Origin of the sequence: Streptomyces sp. NBC_01257 (assembly GCF_035917255.1) — a bacterium.
Lineage (GTDB): Bacteria > Actinomycetota > Actinomycetes > Streptomycetales > Streptomycetaceae > Streptomyces.
This window is the reverse complement of sequence record NZ_CP108472.1, coordinates 4933245-4948107: the sequence shown is the minus strand read 5'-3', so window position 1 is coordinate 4948107 and position 14863 is coordinate 4933245. Positions and strand designations below refer to the sequence as shown.

At 71.7% G+C, this 14863-nt stretch carries 17 protein-coding genes; 4 read left to right on the top strand and 13 right to left on the bottom strand.

Annotated features, from left to right (window positions below; all coding sequences use genetic code 11):
* Positions 1-28: 28 nt before the first annotated feature.
* A complete protein-coding gene (locus OG408_RS21335) occupies positions 29-823 on the bottom strand; it encodes a TetR/AcrR family transcriptional regulator (protein ID WP_442806049.1) in 795 nt (264 codons plus the stop codon).
* Between the two features lie 58 nt (positions 824-881).
* On the opposite strand from OG408_RS21335, the gene OG408_RS21330 reads away from it, so the two are divergent.
* Positions 882-1835, top strand: a complete 954-nt coding sequence (locus OG408_RS21330; protein ID WP_266780759.1) for an ATP-binding cassette domain-containing protein — start codon at positions 882-884, stop codon at positions 1833-1835.
* Entirely contained in the window at positions 1828-2604 is a 777-nt protein-coding gene (locus OG408_RS21325; RefSeq protein ID WP_326671393.1) for an ABC transporter permease, read from the top strand. The genes OG408_RS21330 and OG408_RS21325 overlap by 8 nt, the downstream gene beginning before the upstream one ends.
* Here the strand turns inward: OG408_RS21325 and OG408_RS21320 are convergent.
* The 3 genes from OG408_RS21320 to OG408_RS21310 form a co-directional block, all read right to left on the bottom strand.
* Positions 2585-3742: a phosphotransferase gene (locus OG408_RS21320; protein ID WP_326671391.1), complete on the bottom strand. Its 1158-nt coding sequence runs from the start codon at positions 3740-3742 to the stop codon at positions 2585-2587. The two genes, OG408_RS21325 and OG408_RS21320, sit on opposite strands and share 20 nt — an antisense overlap.
* A 125-nt stretch (positions 3743-3867) precedes the next feature.
* Positions 3868-4656 carry an HAD family hydrolase gene (locus OG408_RS21315; RefSeq protein ID WP_285569182.1) on the bottom strand — a complete coding sequence of 263 codons (789 nt, stop codon included), beginning with the start codon at positions 4654-4656 and terminating at the stop codon, positions 3868-3870.
* Positions 4657-4658: 2 nt separating this feature from the next.
* On the bottom strand, positions 4659-5618 hold the full coding sequence (locus OG408_RS21310; protein WP_285569184.1) for a winged helix-turn-helix domain-containing protein: 960 nt from the start codon (positions 5616-5618) through the stop codon (positions 4659-4661).
* A gap of 256 nt (positions 5619-5874) precedes the next feature.
* Between OG408_RS21310 and OG408_RS21305 the strand changes: the two genes are divergently transcribed.
* A complete protein-coding gene (locus OG408_RS21305) occupies positions 5875-6042 on the top strand; it encodes a hypothetical protein (RefSeq protein ID WP_266780750.1) in 168 nt (55 codons plus the stop codon).
* Between the two features lie 37 nt (positions 6043-6079).
* On the opposite strand, the gene OG408_RS21300 is transcribed toward OG408_RS21305, so the two are convergent.
* From OG408_RS21300 to OG408_RS21290, 3 genes are all read right to left on the bottom strand, one after another.
* On the bottom strand, positions 6080-7333 hold the full coding sequence (locus OG408_RS21300) for a GNAT family N-acetyltransferase (protein ID WP_266780748.1): 1254 nt from the start codon (positions 7331-7333) through the stop codon (positions 6080-6082).
* 122 nt (positions 7334-7455) lie between these two features.
* Positions 7456-8448, bottom strand: a complete 993-nt coding sequence (locus OG408_RS21295; RefSeq protein WP_326671387.1) for an asparaginase — start codon at positions 8446-8448, stop codon at positions 7456-7458.
* A 46-nt stretch (positions 8449-8494) separates the two neighbouring features.
* Entirely contained in the window at positions 8495-9133 is a 639-nt protein-coding gene (locus OG408_RS21290) for an RsiG family protein (protein ID WP_266780744.1), read from the bottom strand.
* 117 nt (positions 9134-9250) lie between these two features.
* Here OG408_RS21290 and dtd point away from each other — a divergent pair, with 117 nt between their 5' ends.
* Positions 9251-9700, top strand: a complete 450-nt coding sequence (gene dtd, locus OG408_RS21285) for a D-aminoacyl-tRNA deacylase (RefSeq protein WP_266780742.1) — start codon at positions 9251-9253, stop codon at positions 9698-9700.
* 73 nt (positions 9701-9773) lie between these two features.
* Here dtd and ygfZ read toward each other — a convergent pair whose 3' ends face one another.
* From ygfZ to OG408_RS21255, 6 genes are all read right to left on the bottom strand, one after another.
* On the bottom strand, positions 9774-10739 hold the full coding sequence (gene ygfZ / locus OG408_RS21280; RefSeq protein WP_266780740.1) for a CAF17-like 4Fe-4S cluster assembly/insertion protein YgfZ: 966 nt from the start codon (positions 10737-10739) through the stop codon (positions 9774-9776).
* A 21-nt stretch (positions 10740-10760) separates the two neighbouring features.
* Positions 10761-11222: a Fur family transcriptional regulator gene (locus OG408_RS21275; RefSeq protein ID WP_266780738.1), complete on the bottom strand. Its 462-nt coding sequence runs from the start codon at positions 11220-11222 to the stop codon at positions 10761-10763.
* Between the two features lie 85 nt (positions 11223-11307).
* The gene (locus OG408_RS21270) at positions 11308-11883 is read right to left on the bottom strand and encodes an FABP family protein (protein WP_266780736.1); all 576 of its coding nucleotides are present in this window, start codon (positions 11881-11883) and stop codon (positions 11308-11310) included.
* A 262-nt stretch (positions 11884-12145) separates the two neighbouring features.
* Complete coding sequence (locus tag OG408_RS21265) at positions 12146-13027, bottom strand: hypothetical protein (RefSeq protein ID WP_326671382.1); 882 nt, start codon at positions 13025-13027, stop codon at positions 12146-12148.
* Positions 13024-13836, bottom strand: a complete 813-nt coding sequence (locus OG408_RS21260) for a hypothetical protein (RefSeq protein WP_266780732.1) — start codon at positions 13834-13836, stop codon at positions 13024-13026. The genes OG408_RS21265 and OG408_RS21260 overlap by 4 nt, the downstream gene beginning before the upstream one ends.
* Positions 13833-14624 (bottom strand): hypothetical protein, encoded by a 792-nt coding sequence (locus OG408_RS21255; RefSeq protein ID WP_326671380.1) that lies wholly within the window; start codon positions 14622-14624, stop codon positions 13833-13835. The genes OG408_RS21260 and OG408_RS21255 overlap by 4 nt, the downstream gene beginning before the upstream one ends.
* Positions 14625-14863 lie beyond the last annotated feature (239 nt).

The following is a 14863-nucleotide window of genomic DNA, read 5'->3' as shown; positions in this document are numbered from 1 at the left end:
GCCCCGCAACCGGTACGACACCCGTCCCCTACCGCCGGGACCGGACCAGCGCCTCGATCCCGTCCAGCACGCGTTCGAGGCCGAACGTGAACTCGTAGTCGGGTGCGTCCGGCGCCCACATCACCTCGGAGGCCAGCAGCCGGGTGAGCGAGGGATGGCGTACGGGATCGACCAGCCGGTCCAGCGTGCGGGCGTAGCCCTCCATGACCTCCGTCTCCGAGACGCCGCGGGCCTCGACGGCGGCGCCGAGATCGCCCGTCACCAGCGCCTCGTTCCGCACGAAACCACTGACCAGAAGGATGACGGAGACTTCCTCGCCCGGCCCCAGACCGGTGCCGTCGAGGGCCTGGAGGCCCTGTTCCCACCAGGCGACCGAGTGGGGGCTCGCGGGCGGTCCCGCGATGGGGATGCGGAGCATCCAGAGGTTGGCGTGGTAGACGCGGCGCATCGCCCCGGCCCACTGCGCGAGGGCCTCGCGCCAGCCCGCGTTCTCCTCCAGGGCGGGCAGCGGGGGCGGCGGGCCCATGGCCGCCTCCTGCATGAGCACGTAGAGCTCGTCCTTGGCGGCGACGTACCGGTAGAGCGACATCGTCGAGGCGCCGAGGTCCTTGGCGACCCGGCCCATCGACACCGCGCCGAGCCCCTCGGCCGCCGCCACCGCCACCGCGGCGTCCACGATGCGCTCCAGCGTCAGTCCGGGCTTGGGCCCCTTGACCGGGCGCGCCCGCAGTCCCCAGGCCGCCTCGATGCTGGCCGGCAGGCCCGTACCGCCCTGCGAACCGTTCCCTCGCGTCACCTGAACCCACCTTCCCTTGACGTCCATCCTAGTTATGCGTAACCCTTACGCACTACCACGTACCACATACGCAGAAGGGGAAGTCATGCCGTCGTCCGCCATGATCGAGGCCCACGGCCTCACCAAGTCGTACGGAAGATCCGCGCCACCCGTCCTGCACGGCATCGACCTACGGGTGGACCGCGCCACCGTCTTCGCCCTGCTCGGCCCCAACGGCGCGGGCAAGACCACCGTCGTCCGCATCCTGGCCACGCTCACCGCGGCCGACAGCGGCACGGCCCGTGTCGCCGGGTACGACGTCGTCGCCGACCGGAGCCGGGTCCGCCGCGCGATCAGCCTGACCGGCCAGTACGCCGCCGTCGACGAGGCCCAGACCGGCGAGGAGAACCTGCGCATGATGGCCCGGCTGGCCGGCCGCTCCCGCGCGGACGCCCGCCGCCGCGCCGCCGACCTCCTCGAACGCTTCGGCCTGACCGAGGCGGCCCGCCGCCCCGCCCGTACGTACTCCGGCGGCATGAGGCGCAGGCTCGACCTGGCGGCCGGGCTCGTCGGCAGCCCGCTGCCGGAGGTGTTCTTCCTGGACGAGCCGACGACCGGCCTCGATCCGCGCAGCCGCCAGGAACTCTGGCAGGTGGTCCGCGACCTCGCCGCCGAGGGCGCCACGGTCCTGCTCACCACCCAGTACCTGGAGGAGGCCGACCGGCTGGCCGACCGCATCGCCGTCCTGGACCACGGACGCACCGTCGCCGAGGGCACCGCCGAGACCCTCAAGTCCCGCGTCGCCGGTCACCGCCTCGACGTGGTCCTGGCCGACCGGGCGGCCTACCTCCGCCTCACCCACCGCGCGGTGCACCACGCACCCTCGACGCTCACCCTCGGCCTGCCGACCGACGGCTCGGCGGCCCATGTCCGGGCCCTGCTCGACGAGATCGACCCGGCCGGGACGGCGGTCGAACGGTTCTCCCTGCACAGCGCCACGCTCGACGACGTCTTCCTGGCCCTCACCACGACGAAGGAGACCCGGACCGCCCATGTCTGAGACCCTCACCGCACCCCTCGCCCGCGCCGGCACCATGGCGGGCCGATCTCTGCGGATCAGCAGGCGCAACACCGACGCGCTCATCACCTCGCTGATGCTGCCGGTCCTGCTGATGCTGATCTTCGTCTACTTCTTCGGCGGCGCGATCGACACCGGCGCCCCGCACTCCTCGTACGTCACCTACGTCGTCCCCGGTGTCCTGCTCATGTGCGCGGGCTTCGGCTCCGCGAGCACCGCCGTGGCCGTCAGCGAGGACATGCAGAACGGCATCATCGACCGCTTCCGCTCCCTGGACATCGGCGGCGCCGCCATCCTGGCCGGCCATGTCGCCTCGAGCACGGCCCGCAATCTGGTCTCCACCACCGTGGTCCTGGGCGTCGCCCTCCTGATCGGCTTCCGCCCCAGCGCCACCCCCACCGGCTGGCTCACCGCACTCGCCGTCCTGACCACGTACATCGTCGCGCTGTCCTGGCTCTCCGCGGCCATCGGCCTGCTCGCCAGGACCCCCGAGGCGGCAGGCGGATTCACCTTCCTGATGTCGTTCCTCCCCTACCCGAGCAGCGCCTTCGTCCCGGTCGACTCCATGCCCACCTGGCTCCACGCCTTCGCCGACCATCAGCCGGTCACCCCGGCCATCGAGTCCCTGCGCGCCCTCCTCCTGAACCAGCCGGCCGGCAACACCCCCTGGATCGCCCTCGGCTGGGCCACGGGCCTGCTGCAGCTCGCGATCGGCCTGTCGGGGGCACTGTTCAGGGTGCGGACGCGGTGACGGCGGGCGGTCGGTCGCCGAACCACCGGACATACACGGCGGCCACCTCGTCCGCGGAGAGCTCACAGGTGAGCCCGAGGGTCCGGCGCGCGGCCCCCAGCGCCCTCTCGATCCGCCGGGCCGCCCGGGGCAGCTGCCGTCGCCGCTGCTCCTCCGTGAGCCCGCCGAGGGCCAGCGCCGCCCGGATCACATCCGTGTAGACGGACTGCGCCTGCTTGTAGGCGAGGAGCACCGGGAGGTCCGTCTCCCACCCGTCCGAGCTCCCGGGCCGGGCGTTCTCGACCGCGCGGCGCCAGATGCCGGTGATCCGCGCCCGCTGCCCGGGCGGGTAGTGCATCAGATGGAGGTGGGTGGCCAGGTCGTAGAGCGGATCACCGACCATGGCCAGCTCCCAGTCGATCGTCCACAGGTCGTCGCGGGCGTCGACGATGAAGTTCTCCCGGTGCAGATCGCCGTGGAGCAGGGCGAAGGGGCGGGACACGAGATCCCCGGCCGCCGCACGGAGACCGTCGAGGGCGCCGCCGGGTATGCCGAGGTCCCGGAAGAGCGGGTGGTAGCGCGGCAGATGCCGTTGGTAGATGTGGGCATCCGTGAAGTCGATCAGCCGGGCGAGGAAGGCGGCGGAGTCGTTCTGCCGCCCGGCGGGACGGAGCCCTGCCGCCCGGCCGGCCGACGCGACCACCGACTCGGGCCGGACGGAGACGAGTTCGCCGAACAGGGCCCCGAGCTGCCCCGCGTGACGCCCCGAAAGCGGCTGCCCGGGAGGGCATGCCTCGCCGAGCGTCCGCCCCTCGACGAAGGTGTAGAGGGAGACCCCCTCCCGCTCGATCACCACGGGGATGCGGGTGATGCTCCCCTGCAGGGCCCGTACGAGCTCCTTCTCCGAGGCGAACGCGCGCAGATCGAACCAGAACAGGCCGGCGCGCGGATCCCGGCACTTCCACCAGGTCTGCCGTCCCGAGCCGTCGGCGTCCGGAAGCGGAAAGGCGTACGTCTCGTGGTGGTAGCCCTTGAGCGGGCCCACCAGGAGCCGCTCGTCGGAGACGAGCGCGGCCGCACGCCGCCGGGCCGCCGACACCCGGGCGTCCACCCGCCCGGCGGGCAGCGCCAGGTCGCCGGACAGGTGGTCCTGCGTCACCGCCGCCACCGGCCGGGGGTGACCGGCGCCGTGGGTGGCGGCGCCGGCTGCCGGCCGCGGACCGTCGGGGTACGGCGTCCCCCAGCGTTGAGACCCATACAGGGACGGTACAACTTCCCGCCGGTTCAGCGCACTTGCGCCGACAACGCCTCGGCGGCATCGGCCAGCACCGCCATGGAGCCCACGACCGTACGCGCACCGGCCGCCGTCAGGGCGTCCCGCCCCGCCCGATCCCGGTGATAGCCGATGAACGGCATGCCGATCGCACCGGCCGCCCCCAGATCGGCGGTGGAGTCGCCGATCATCACATGGCCGTCGACACCGAGACCCGTCGCGGCGACGACCCCGTTCAGCACCCAGGGATCGGGCTTCATCCGCCGGGTGTCGGCATCGCAGCGCCCGATGACCGGTGCGCCCCCGAAGTACCGGTCCAGCGAAGTGCGTTCCAGATAGCGCCGCACCGCGTCCGCATGGTTGTTGGACGCCACGGCGAGCCCTCGGCCGAGCGCGTGCCAGGCCCTGACGAGCCGGTCCGCCCCGGGGGTGGGGGTAGCGTGTTCGGCGGCCTTCAGCTCCCGGGCGGTGAGCGCGTGGCGCATCTCCACCACGATCGCGCGCGCCCGTTCCGTGGCACCCGGCCGATGCGCCAGCCGGTCGTACCGCCGGAAGACACCGTGCGGGTCCGGATTACCCCGCACCTCGTCCGGCACGGGGCCGTGCTGCGCGGCGATGCCGATGAGCTCGTCGGCGATCAGGTGCGCCTCGCTGTCCCCGCTCCCCTGCTCGCTGACGAAGAGCCGGACCATGGGCCCGTCGAAGTCCCAGACGAGGCACTGGGCACGGGCGAGCAGATTCCGCGCACGCCGGACGGCCTGGGCCTCGTCACGTACAGGGGCAGCAACTGGGGACAGCACGATCAGAGATCCACCCTCGTGGCCTGGTGATTCCAGTACGAATCGAAGAACGCCTGGCACTCCTGCACGATGTCGCGCTGTCCGCTCCCGGCGGTCTTCGCCGTCGCCGCGACACGGTACGGAAAGAGGGTGGCTCCCGTGCCGTACGCGTCGTATATCCGGACCTCCTCACGTCCCGGAGGGAGCGGGATGCTGCCCACATCCACGACGTAGAAGCCCTGCAGCGCCAGGCTGCGGTTCAGAATGTACAACTTCATCTGGGGCGAGCACGGCACCACTCGCACCTCGACGTCCACTTCCGGCGCGGGGTCGCAGCGCTGGAGCTCGAACAACGCCTCCTGGAACATCGTCGCGTGGCTCTGCAGGATCGACTTCAACCGCTGCCGCACGCGGGGGTCGTCCTCGCCGTCGACCCTGCGGGGAATGGTCAGCATCGGGGAGTCGCAGTCCGGAAGCATCAGCCGGGCCTTGATGCTGCGGGGCGGCGGGATGTTCTCCTGGATGAACCGGTCCTTCAGGTCCGACACCCGCTTGGCCAGCGTCTCCGTGGTCATCGAGAAGACATCGAGCGTCACCTCGGACGCCTCGAACGCCTCGGCCAGATACGGTCCGAGCTTCACGGGCTTGACGCCCTCGGCCATCACGGCCCAGGGACCGCCCGGCCCCCCGGCGCCCTCACCGGCACGGGCCCCCTGCGACGCCGCACGCCCGTCACCATGCGGTCCGCCGCGGACGAAGGTGCCACTGCCCTGCCGGGTGACGATCAGGCCCTCGCCGCGCAAGCGCTTCAGCGCCTCGTTGATCGTGGCGGGCGAGACGTCGAACCGCTCGGCGAGCTGGGCGCGCGTGGGCAGACGGTCGCCCGGCCCCCACTCCTCGCCGCTGATGCCCTGACGCAGCTCGTCGGCGACGCGCTGATAGATGAAGTCACCTTCAGCCAAGTCATGCTCACGATTCGTCACATCACAACCATACAACTGGTCGCCAGACAGGGAGACTTCGGGTGAGCAACCATGAAAATCACATGACCATCACGACAACCAACCAATCCAGGCAACCATACAAGTTTACGACTACTCATTCGTAGGGAAACCTACAGTCAAGCCAACCAGTCAAATCTAAGAGGTTGATCGGTTGTTCTAGGTACACAGGCAGCGTCCTCTCGACACAACGGAGTGCGAGCATCGACGCCCCTTCACCGCCGGAGGAGTGATCGTCATGCCATTCGTCACGCTGGGCATCGAGCAGATCGTGCAGTGGAAGTACGGGCTGATGGGGACGGTGGGCTTCGCCCTGCTGTCCTTCGGCCTCAAGGCGGGAAGCCCCAACTGCGCCTGTGCGGGGGCCCTGATCCTGGCCCTGCTCCTGGTCCCGACCGACTCCTGACCCGCGCTCGCACGGTCAGGCACCGCCCCCCGCCGCCCTAGAACACATCCGGGCACCAGGCCCGCCGCCCCGCCCTCAGCACCCCGTCCGCGCGAGCCGCGGCGCCCGGGGTCAGCTCCTCGATGCGGCCCAGGGCCGCCAGCCGCAGGGGCGACTCGTCGCCGAGGTACAGCGTGCCCAGCTCCCGTACGTCCATCGCCAGATCGGCCGACCGCGTCGTCGGGGTGCACGTCGCGCCCTCGCGCGTGGCATCCAGGTGGAAGCGGCCCGCGGTGAGGCCCGTCGAGTCGTGGATGTCCAGGACGAGCGAGCCGGGGACCGCGTAGGTGCGGGCCTCCAGGGCGCGTACGACGTCGAGGACGCGGACCCACATGAAGTCGGCGTGCGTCACCACGCGGGCCGCGCGCGGGTCCGGGAGGAGGAGCGGGAGCAGGTCGTCGGGGGCGCGGTGGCCGGTGCGGATCGTGGAGATCCAGTCGATGGAGCACAGGAAGTGCCACAACGCCCGCTCCGCCGCCGGGGTCACCGCGATCAGGCTGCGCACCGTCGCCCGGTTCAGCGGCTGCTTGGCGTCGCCCCAGTTGTCGTCGGAGCGGTAGACCAGCAGGCCGTCGACGGTGCCGTCGGCTCCGCGGTAGACGGCGTAGAACGGCTCGGTCCAGGTGTCGTGCGGGAAGAGCACCTCACCGGTGACGAGGTCCCACCAGCGTTCGCCGCGGCTCACCGCCCCGTGCTGCCGGGCCCGCAGCCGGTCGTGGAGCACCGGCCCCAGCTTGCGGACCTCCGCGCCGTCGACCAGGTCGATCCGGCCGCCGTCCTCGGCCGACGGGACCCTGCGGTGCGGGTCGAGGCCCGTCCGGGGGACGTCGACCTCCCACTCGGTGGTCCACGCCGCCGGGCCGAAGCCGTACCGCCCGTAGATCGGGTACTCGGCGGCGATCAGCGTGGCCGCCACATCGCCGCGCTCCTTCGCCGCCGCCAGGTCCGTCGCCATCATCCGCGAGAGCAGCCCGCGGCGGCGGTGCGTGGGCGTCACCGTGACGTTGGTGACCGCGTCCGTCGGCACCGTGGCACCGCCGACGACCGTCATCTCCTGCGCGAACGAACGGAACGTCGCCACGCACCGCCCCTCGTCGAACACCCCTTGCATGCGTGCCAGGTCCAGGTACGGCAACCGGCCTGCCACCTCCTCGTCCGACGGTGTCGGCGCCCGCAGGAAACCGGTGTTCAGAGCGCGGAGCCAGTCGTGGAGCTCGGATTCGGCGACGGTACGGACATCGAGGCTGGTCATATGCCCCACGCTAGATTCGGAGGGTCCGGATGTCGCCCGGTTTTCGGCCGGGTGGTACGGGGACGGGCACGGGCAGCAAACCGGGCACGGCCGGGCTGCCCGGTCAGCGGGTCAGCGGCGGGTCAGAACGCCGCCCTGATCTGCCCGACCTCCGCGCTGCCGCCCAGCAGCGGTGCCCGGCCGATCCGCGACACCACCGGCGCGTCCACGCCCAGCAGGCCCAGCGCCCGGGCCAGCACCGGACCCAGTGCCCGGGTCGAACCGTCGTCGATCTTGAAGGCCAGTGCCCGGCCGTCCGCCAGCGCCACCGCCTGGACCGCCTCCGCCCCCATCTTGGACAGCGTGCCCGGCACCTCCCGCATCAGCCAGGTGTCGGGCCGCCGGGTGCCGGCCACGTACTCGGGATGGGCGCGCATCGCGTCCGCCACCCGGCGCTCGGCCGTGCCCTGCTCCGCCGTGACGAACGTACGGAACGCCCGCGCGAGACCCACCAGCGAGATCGCCATCAGCGGCGCCCCGCAGCCGTCCGTGCCGACCGCCGCGACCGGCTCGCCCGCCGCCTCCTCCACGACCCGGTGGACCAGCTGCTGGAGCGGGTGGGCCGGGTCGAGGTAGGTGGCCGGGTCCCAGCCGTTGTGCAGGCACACCGCGAGCATCGCCGCGTGCTTGCCGGAGCAGTTCATCGTGATCCGCTCCCGGACGTGGCCCGCGGCGAGGTACGTCTCCGCCTCGACCGGGTCCAGCGGCAGATCCGGCGGGGTCTGCAGATCGTCGGGCGACAGCCCGTGCTCGGTGAGCATCTTGCGTACGAGATCGAGGTGGAAGCCCTCGCCCGAATGGCTCGCGGCAGCCAGTGCCAGCCGCTCCCCGGACAGGTCGAGACCGGCCCGCAGCACCGCCGCGGCCTGCATCGGCTTGTTGGAGGAACGCGGGAAGACCGGGGCCGCCGGATCGCCCAGGGACAGTTCCACGCTGCCGTCGGCGGCCAGGACCACCAGGGAGCCCCGGTGACGGCCCTCCACGAAACCGGACCGGACGACCTCGGCCAGCACGGGCAGGGCGGGAGCCGGGCCGGATATGCCGGACGGGGGCGACGGGACTGCGCTGGAGGTCATGGTGGCCTTCCGGGGACGGGCGGGACCCGCCTCCGGAAGGATCGCTTCAGGCGAGCAGGTCGTCTACTTGTGCTTCCCCGTCACGGTACCTGCGGGCGATCTCCGCACTGCAATCGTCCGCGGTGCGCTGGAGCCGTGCCCGGCGCCGGGAGACCTGCTGTTCGTAGCGGACCAGGCGCCCCATGGCGGTGTGCAGCTCTTCGTCCGTCCGGGCGTCGAGGTCGGAGAGTTCGACCTCGGCGAGCGTCTCGGCCGCCAGCTTCCGGTACTCGTCGCTGCGCGGCGTGCTCAGCGTGACGTGCCGGGCGGAGGAGCGGTGCAGCGACGGGGTGTCGGCGAGGATCTCCGAGAGCCGGTCCACCACCGGCGACTCGGGGTCCCGGCGCCGGGCCAGCTCGGCCCGCAGGATGTCGACGCGCCCCTGGACGAGCCGCCGCACATAGCTGAGATCGGCCTCGTCACGCTGCGAGTCGCGCCGCAGCGCACGCAGCTCCGGCAGCCGCAGCGCGCCCAGATCGGGCGCGGCCGCCCCCGCGGACCCGTCCTCGGAGCCGTGCCCGGTCCGCTGAACAGGTGGCCGCATGGTGCTCGTACTCGCAGCCGTACTCGTACTGACACTGCTGTTGACGCCGGGGCGCGCGACCGGCACTGCGCCCGGGGGCTGCCCGGTTCCATGCGTGCTCATGTTTGTGTCCATCCCCTCGACCGGTGCGTCGGCACACCGCCTCTTGTGCATGGTGCCACTCCGAGGGGGCCCGTGGAGTTGCTCTGTACCCGTTCAGCCCAAGATAGGTTGGTCTGTATGCGTGCAGTGGTACAGAGGGTGGACGGGGCGAGCGTCACGGTGGCCGGCGCCGGGGGCGAGGACGGCGGTCGCGAGGTCGTCGGCGAAATCGTCGGCGAGGGGCTGTGTGTGCTGGTGGGAGTCACCCACGGCGACACCGCGGAGAAGGCGGCGCAGCTCGCCCGCAAGCTCTGGTCGGTCCGCATCCTGGAGGGCGAGAAGTCCTGCTCCGATGTGAATGCGCCGCTTCTGGTGATTTCGCAGTTCACTCTCTACGGGGACGCCCGCAAGGGCCGCAGGCCCACGTGGAACGCAGCGGCGCCCGGCGAGATCGCCGAACCGCTGGTCGACGAGGTCGTGGCGCAGCTGCGGGCGCTGGGCGCGCACGTGGAGACGGGCCGGTTCGGAGCGGACATGCGGGTCTCGCTCACGAACCACGGCCCGTTCACCGTCATCGTCGAGGTCTGAGCCGAGGTCATCGTCGAGGTCTGGGCCAAGGCCTGAACCGAGGTCCGAAACGGCCTCGGGGCGGAACCGGGCCCTATGGCTCGACGACCGTCTCCTGGGCCGCCGCCGTGTCCCCCGCCAGCAGCTCCGCGTCCACCGCCACGTTCCGCTTCACCAGGGCCAGGGCGATCGGCCCCAGCTCGTGGTGGCGGGCGGAGCTGGTGATGAAGCCCAGCTGACGGCCCTCGGCCCCGTCCGCGGCGAGCCGCACCGGGGTGCCGTGCCCGGGCAGCAGCACCTCGCTGCCGTCCAGGTGCAGGAAGACCAGGCGCCGCGGCGGCTTGCCGAGGTTCTGCACCCGGGCCACGGTCTCCTGGCCCCGGTAGCAGCCCTTCTGGAGGTGGACGGCGCTGCCGATCAGGCCCAGCTCGTGCGGAATCGTGCGGTGGTCGGTCTCGAAACCGAGCCGCGGACGGTGGCCCTCGACGCGCAGCGCCTCGTGGGCCAGCACCCCGGCGGCCGGGCCGTGCGCCGCCGCGTACGCCTCCAGGTCCGCGCGCGGCAGGAACAGGTCGCGGCCGTACGGCGTCTCGCGTACGGCGGCACCCTCCGGCACCTCGGCGATGGAACCGGCCGGCAGGTACACGACCGCGAAGTCCTCGGTGCGGTCGGCGACCTCGACGCGGTAGAAGAACTTCATCGACTCCAGATAGGCGATCAGCTCACCCTGGGTGCCCGGCTCGACGTGCATCCACACGGTCTCGCCGTCGTCGACGAGGTACATGGCGTGCTCGATGTGCCCGTTCGCCGTGAGGATCAGGGAATCGGTGGCCTGGCCGGGCGCGAGGTCGGTGACGTGCTGCGTGATCAGCAGGTGCAGCCAGGCCAGCCGGTCGCTCCCGGTGACGGTCACGACTCCGCGGTGCGAGAGGTCGACCAGTCCGGAACCGTCGGCGAGGGCGCGCTGCTCGCGGAACAGGTCGCCGTAGTGCGCGGCGACGCCTTCGTCGCGCCCCTCGGCGGGGACGGCGCCGGGCAGGGACAGCAGGGGGCTCTTCATGCGACCAGCGTACGACTCGATCTAAGGCGCGGTCCCGGGTGTCGCCTCCTGGGCGGCCGCGGCCGCCTTCGCCGTGCAGTCCGCACAGCGGCCGAAGATCGCGAAGTGCTTCATGTCCGTCTCGAAACCGAACGTGCCCCGAAGCTTCTCGGTGAACTCGGCGACGACGTCGACATCGGCCTCGATGACGTTCGTGCAGTCCCGGCAGACCAGATGGATGTGGTGATGGCGGTCGGCCAGGTGGTACGTCGGGGCGCCGTGGCCCAGATGGGCGTGGCTGACCAGATCCAGCTCCTCCAGGAGCTCCAGGGTCCGGTACACGGTGGAGATGTTCACGCCGGACGCGGTCCGCCGCACCTCCGACAGGATGTCGTCGGGCGTCGCGTGTTCCAGCGTGTCGACGGCTTCCAGGACAAGCTGCCGCTGCGGCGTCAGCCGGTAGCCGCGCTGCCGAAGATCGGTCTTCCAGTCGGTGCTCACCACAGGCTCCAGTGTAGGTCCGGGTGACCGCCCGGCCCGGGCTGTCCGCAGGAACGGCCGCGCGGGCGGGCGGAACGGGCCGCGCCGGCTACTTGAAGAACGCGATGCCGTCGTCCGGCAGGTCGTCACCGAGGCTCTTCGCCATCGCCTCGACCTCTTCCGGGGTGACGACCTTCTTCAGGTGCGCCGACATGTACGGCCGCAGCTCGACCTCGGGGGTGGCCTTCTCGCCGACCCACATGAGGTCGCTCTTCACATAGCCGTAGAGCCGCTTGCCACCGCTGTACGGGCCGGAGGCCGCGGTCCGGGCCACCGCGTCGGTGACCAGGTCGATCTGCGGCTTCTGGTCGGCCAGCTCGCCGTACCAGATCTCGATGACGCCCTGGTCGCGGGCCATGACGACCTCGACCTTGCGGTCCTTGTCGATGCGCCAGTAGCCGGACTCGGACTCCAGCGCGCTGACCTTGTTCCCCTCGGCGTCGAGGACCCAGGTGTGCGAGACGTACTCCAGGAAGTCCCGGCCGTCGTGGCTGAAGGAGACCTCCTGGCCGAAGTTGCACTTCTCGGCGCCGGGGAAGTCGGACACGCCCGCGCCCGCCCAGTTGCCCAGGAGGAAGGCCAGCGGGACGAGGTCCGGGTGAAGGTCGGACGGGATCTCGATCATGAGCGGCTCAGTCGATCTGTGAGGCGGGAGGCGGGGACGCCGGGAACGGGAGGAAGGGGTTAGCGCTGACCCTGGTACAGCTTCTTCACGGTCACGCCGGCGAAGGCGAGAACGCCGAGGCAGACCAGGACCAGCAGGGCGGAGAAGAATGCCTCAAGCACGGGAGCTCCTTGAACGAGCGGTATGGCGGCAGTACAGGGCCGGGCCCCAGCCTAATGGGTGGGGGCCCGGCCCGTCGGTTCGGGGTTTGCCGCGGGGCGGCTCAGCCCAGCAGCTGGTTCTGAAGGATCAGGGTCTGGTGGAAGGGGACGCGCGGCGTCCCCCCGCCCCCCTTCCGGGACTGGACGACCAGGGCGACGGTGTCGCCGGCGACCAGATAACCCTGCCGGGCCTGCGCGGCCCCGAAGGGCTTCTGCTCGCTGAACACGTACGACGACGTGTTCACCACCCTTCCCCCGCCCGCCCACGACTCGTCGAGGGCCATCTCGGCCGCACCGGCCAGCGGATCGCCGGCCGAGGACCCGATGGAGCGCTCGTCGCGGTACGCGTCCGCGTCGGCCGTCGAGTTGAACTGGAGCAGGTAGATCCGGCTCGACGTGCCGTCCGGCATGGTCCAGCCGCGGGCAGCGATATGCCGCAGGGCCGCGTCCCGCAGGGTGACGCCCAGGCCGGCGCGGGCTTCCTTGTCGTACTCGGAGACGAACTGCTGCGTGGAGACCCAGCCGCCCGTCAGCTTCTTGTCCGCCGTTGCTCCGGCCGGGGCCGGGAGCAGCAGCTTGCGCAGGTCGGCGTGGTGGACCTCGGCCGTGTTGCCCTCGTGGAAGGGGCGCGGCGCGCCCGCCGGGAGGGCGGGCAGGCTCAGCCGGGGGTACTCCCAGCGTCCGTCACCCTCGGTGGCCAGCCCCGGCACCTCGGTGCGCTCCATCGAGGTGATGCCGTACGCCGTGCCGGCGCCGACTCCGCCGAGCACCAGGACGGCGGCGGTCCACCGGGCCACGGCCCGCAGGACCCGCCGCGGCGGCCGGGGTGCGGCGGGCGGCGGGGGCAGGGGCGGCAGCAGCGGCATGGGCGGGAGCTGCGCGGGTGCGGGCTCGGTGACCGGTGCGGTGTCGGTGGCGGCCGGCGCGGCCGTCTGCTCGGTCATACGTACTCCCCCGGGGACGTGATGTGGTCGAGCTGGTCCTTCACCAGTTCGGCGACGGCCGACTTGTCGAAGGGCTTGGTCCCGGACGCGTTGAAGGTGAGCACCAGCTCGCCGTCGTAGGCCGTGCAGAACATCCCCTCGATCTTCTGCTTGCTGCTCTTCGGGTCCAGGAAGCACGTGGCGTTCTTCTTGTGACCGCTGATCGCCGGGCCGTCCCGGAAGACGCCGATGCTGTCGAAGAGCTCCGACTTGAACGTGTAGAGGTCCCGGACGGCCTTCTTGTCCTTCATCCGCACCAGTTGGGTGTCGACGGTCAGGTCGTTGGCGTCCGAGGCGTACGTACGGATCGCGAGACCCTGCACATGCAGCTTGTCGATCCGCTTCTCGAACTCCCGGCGCTGCTTGCCCGACAGACCGCGGCTGGCGTCCTTCATCTGGGCGGTCGCCGCGCGGCCGCTGAGCTCGGTGTCGTTCCCGTACGTCCCGGAGTCCGGACCGAGCCGGAAGCCGGAGGGAACGGGCAGCAGCAGCCTGCTCAGCTCGGTGGAGGCCCGGCCCCGGGCGACGTCGCCGGCCGGGTCCTTGCCCGGTCCGTGCGCGGGCTTCCGCCAGAGGGCCGTGCTGACCGTACGGTCGGCTCCGTCGACCGTGACCTTCGTGTACGCGGCCGCGCCGGCGACGGCGGCGAGCACCAGCACGACGGGGACGGTCGCCAGGACGACCCGGCGGGCCCGGCCCTTACGGGCGGGCTCCGGAGCGGTTCCGGGCGCGGGCCCGGCAGGGGCCGGCGGGGTCACGTCGTCGTTCACAGGCGCTCCAGCTGTCGCTCGGCCAGCGTCCGGATGTCCTTCTTGCTGATCGACTCGGTGTCGTAGATGTTGATGTCGACCATCACGTCGCCCCGGTGGAAGACCGCTCTGGCGTGGTGCAGCGGCATGTAGCCGGCTTTCCGTTCGGCCGGAAAGACGTAGTAGCGGCCCGTGCCGCTGCCCTTGAGCGCGGAGCCCTCGTTGCCCGCGCCGTGGTCGGAGTCGGGCATGTACGCGCGCTGGCCCTCCGCGTGCTCGGCCGCCGCGGCGCCCGAGCGGAACTGCACCAGCCAGACCGCGGCCGTGCGGTACCGGCCCTTCTTCCAGGCCTTGGCCGCGACCCGGCGGATGTCCGACTCCAGGAGGTTGGTGTACATGAAGTCCTCGTCCTCGAAGTCGAGTGCGTAGTCCTCCACCCCCATCCACCCGTCCTGCGCGAACATGTCCAGTTCCTTGTCGTCCTCCCAGCCCGCGGGCCGGGGAGCGATCAGCTTGCGCAGATCACCGTCCGTACGGACCCGGCGGTCCTGCGACGCGGGGAGCGGGGCCGGCGCCTGGCCGGCGGGCAGTGCCTTGGCCGGGTAGGCGAGGCCTGGCTGCGAGAGCGCGGTCAGCGGGGTCGGTTCGCGCCGGGCCTGCACGCCGTAGCCGACGGCGGTGCCGGCCGCGATGCCGAGCACCACGGCGGCGGCGATGATCAGGGTGGTGCGGCCGCGCGGGCGCCGCTTCGCCGCGACGGGCCGCGGACCGGACGGCTCCTCGGCCGGAGCCTCGAGAAGCGGCGTCACGGCTGCGGGTGCGACTGCCGGTGCGGGTGCGGGTGCGGGTGCGACTGCCGGTGCGGCTGCCGGTGCGGCCGGCTGTACGACGCCCGCCGCTTGCGGAGCAGATGCTTCCGGTACTGCCGGGTCCACCGCTCCCACCTGGTCGGACGGCTCGGCCGGTCCGTCAGGAATGGTGTCTTTCGGATTCAAAAGGGGTCCCCCCACGAGACCTGAGGCGCGGATTCCGTTATCCGCGCACCCAC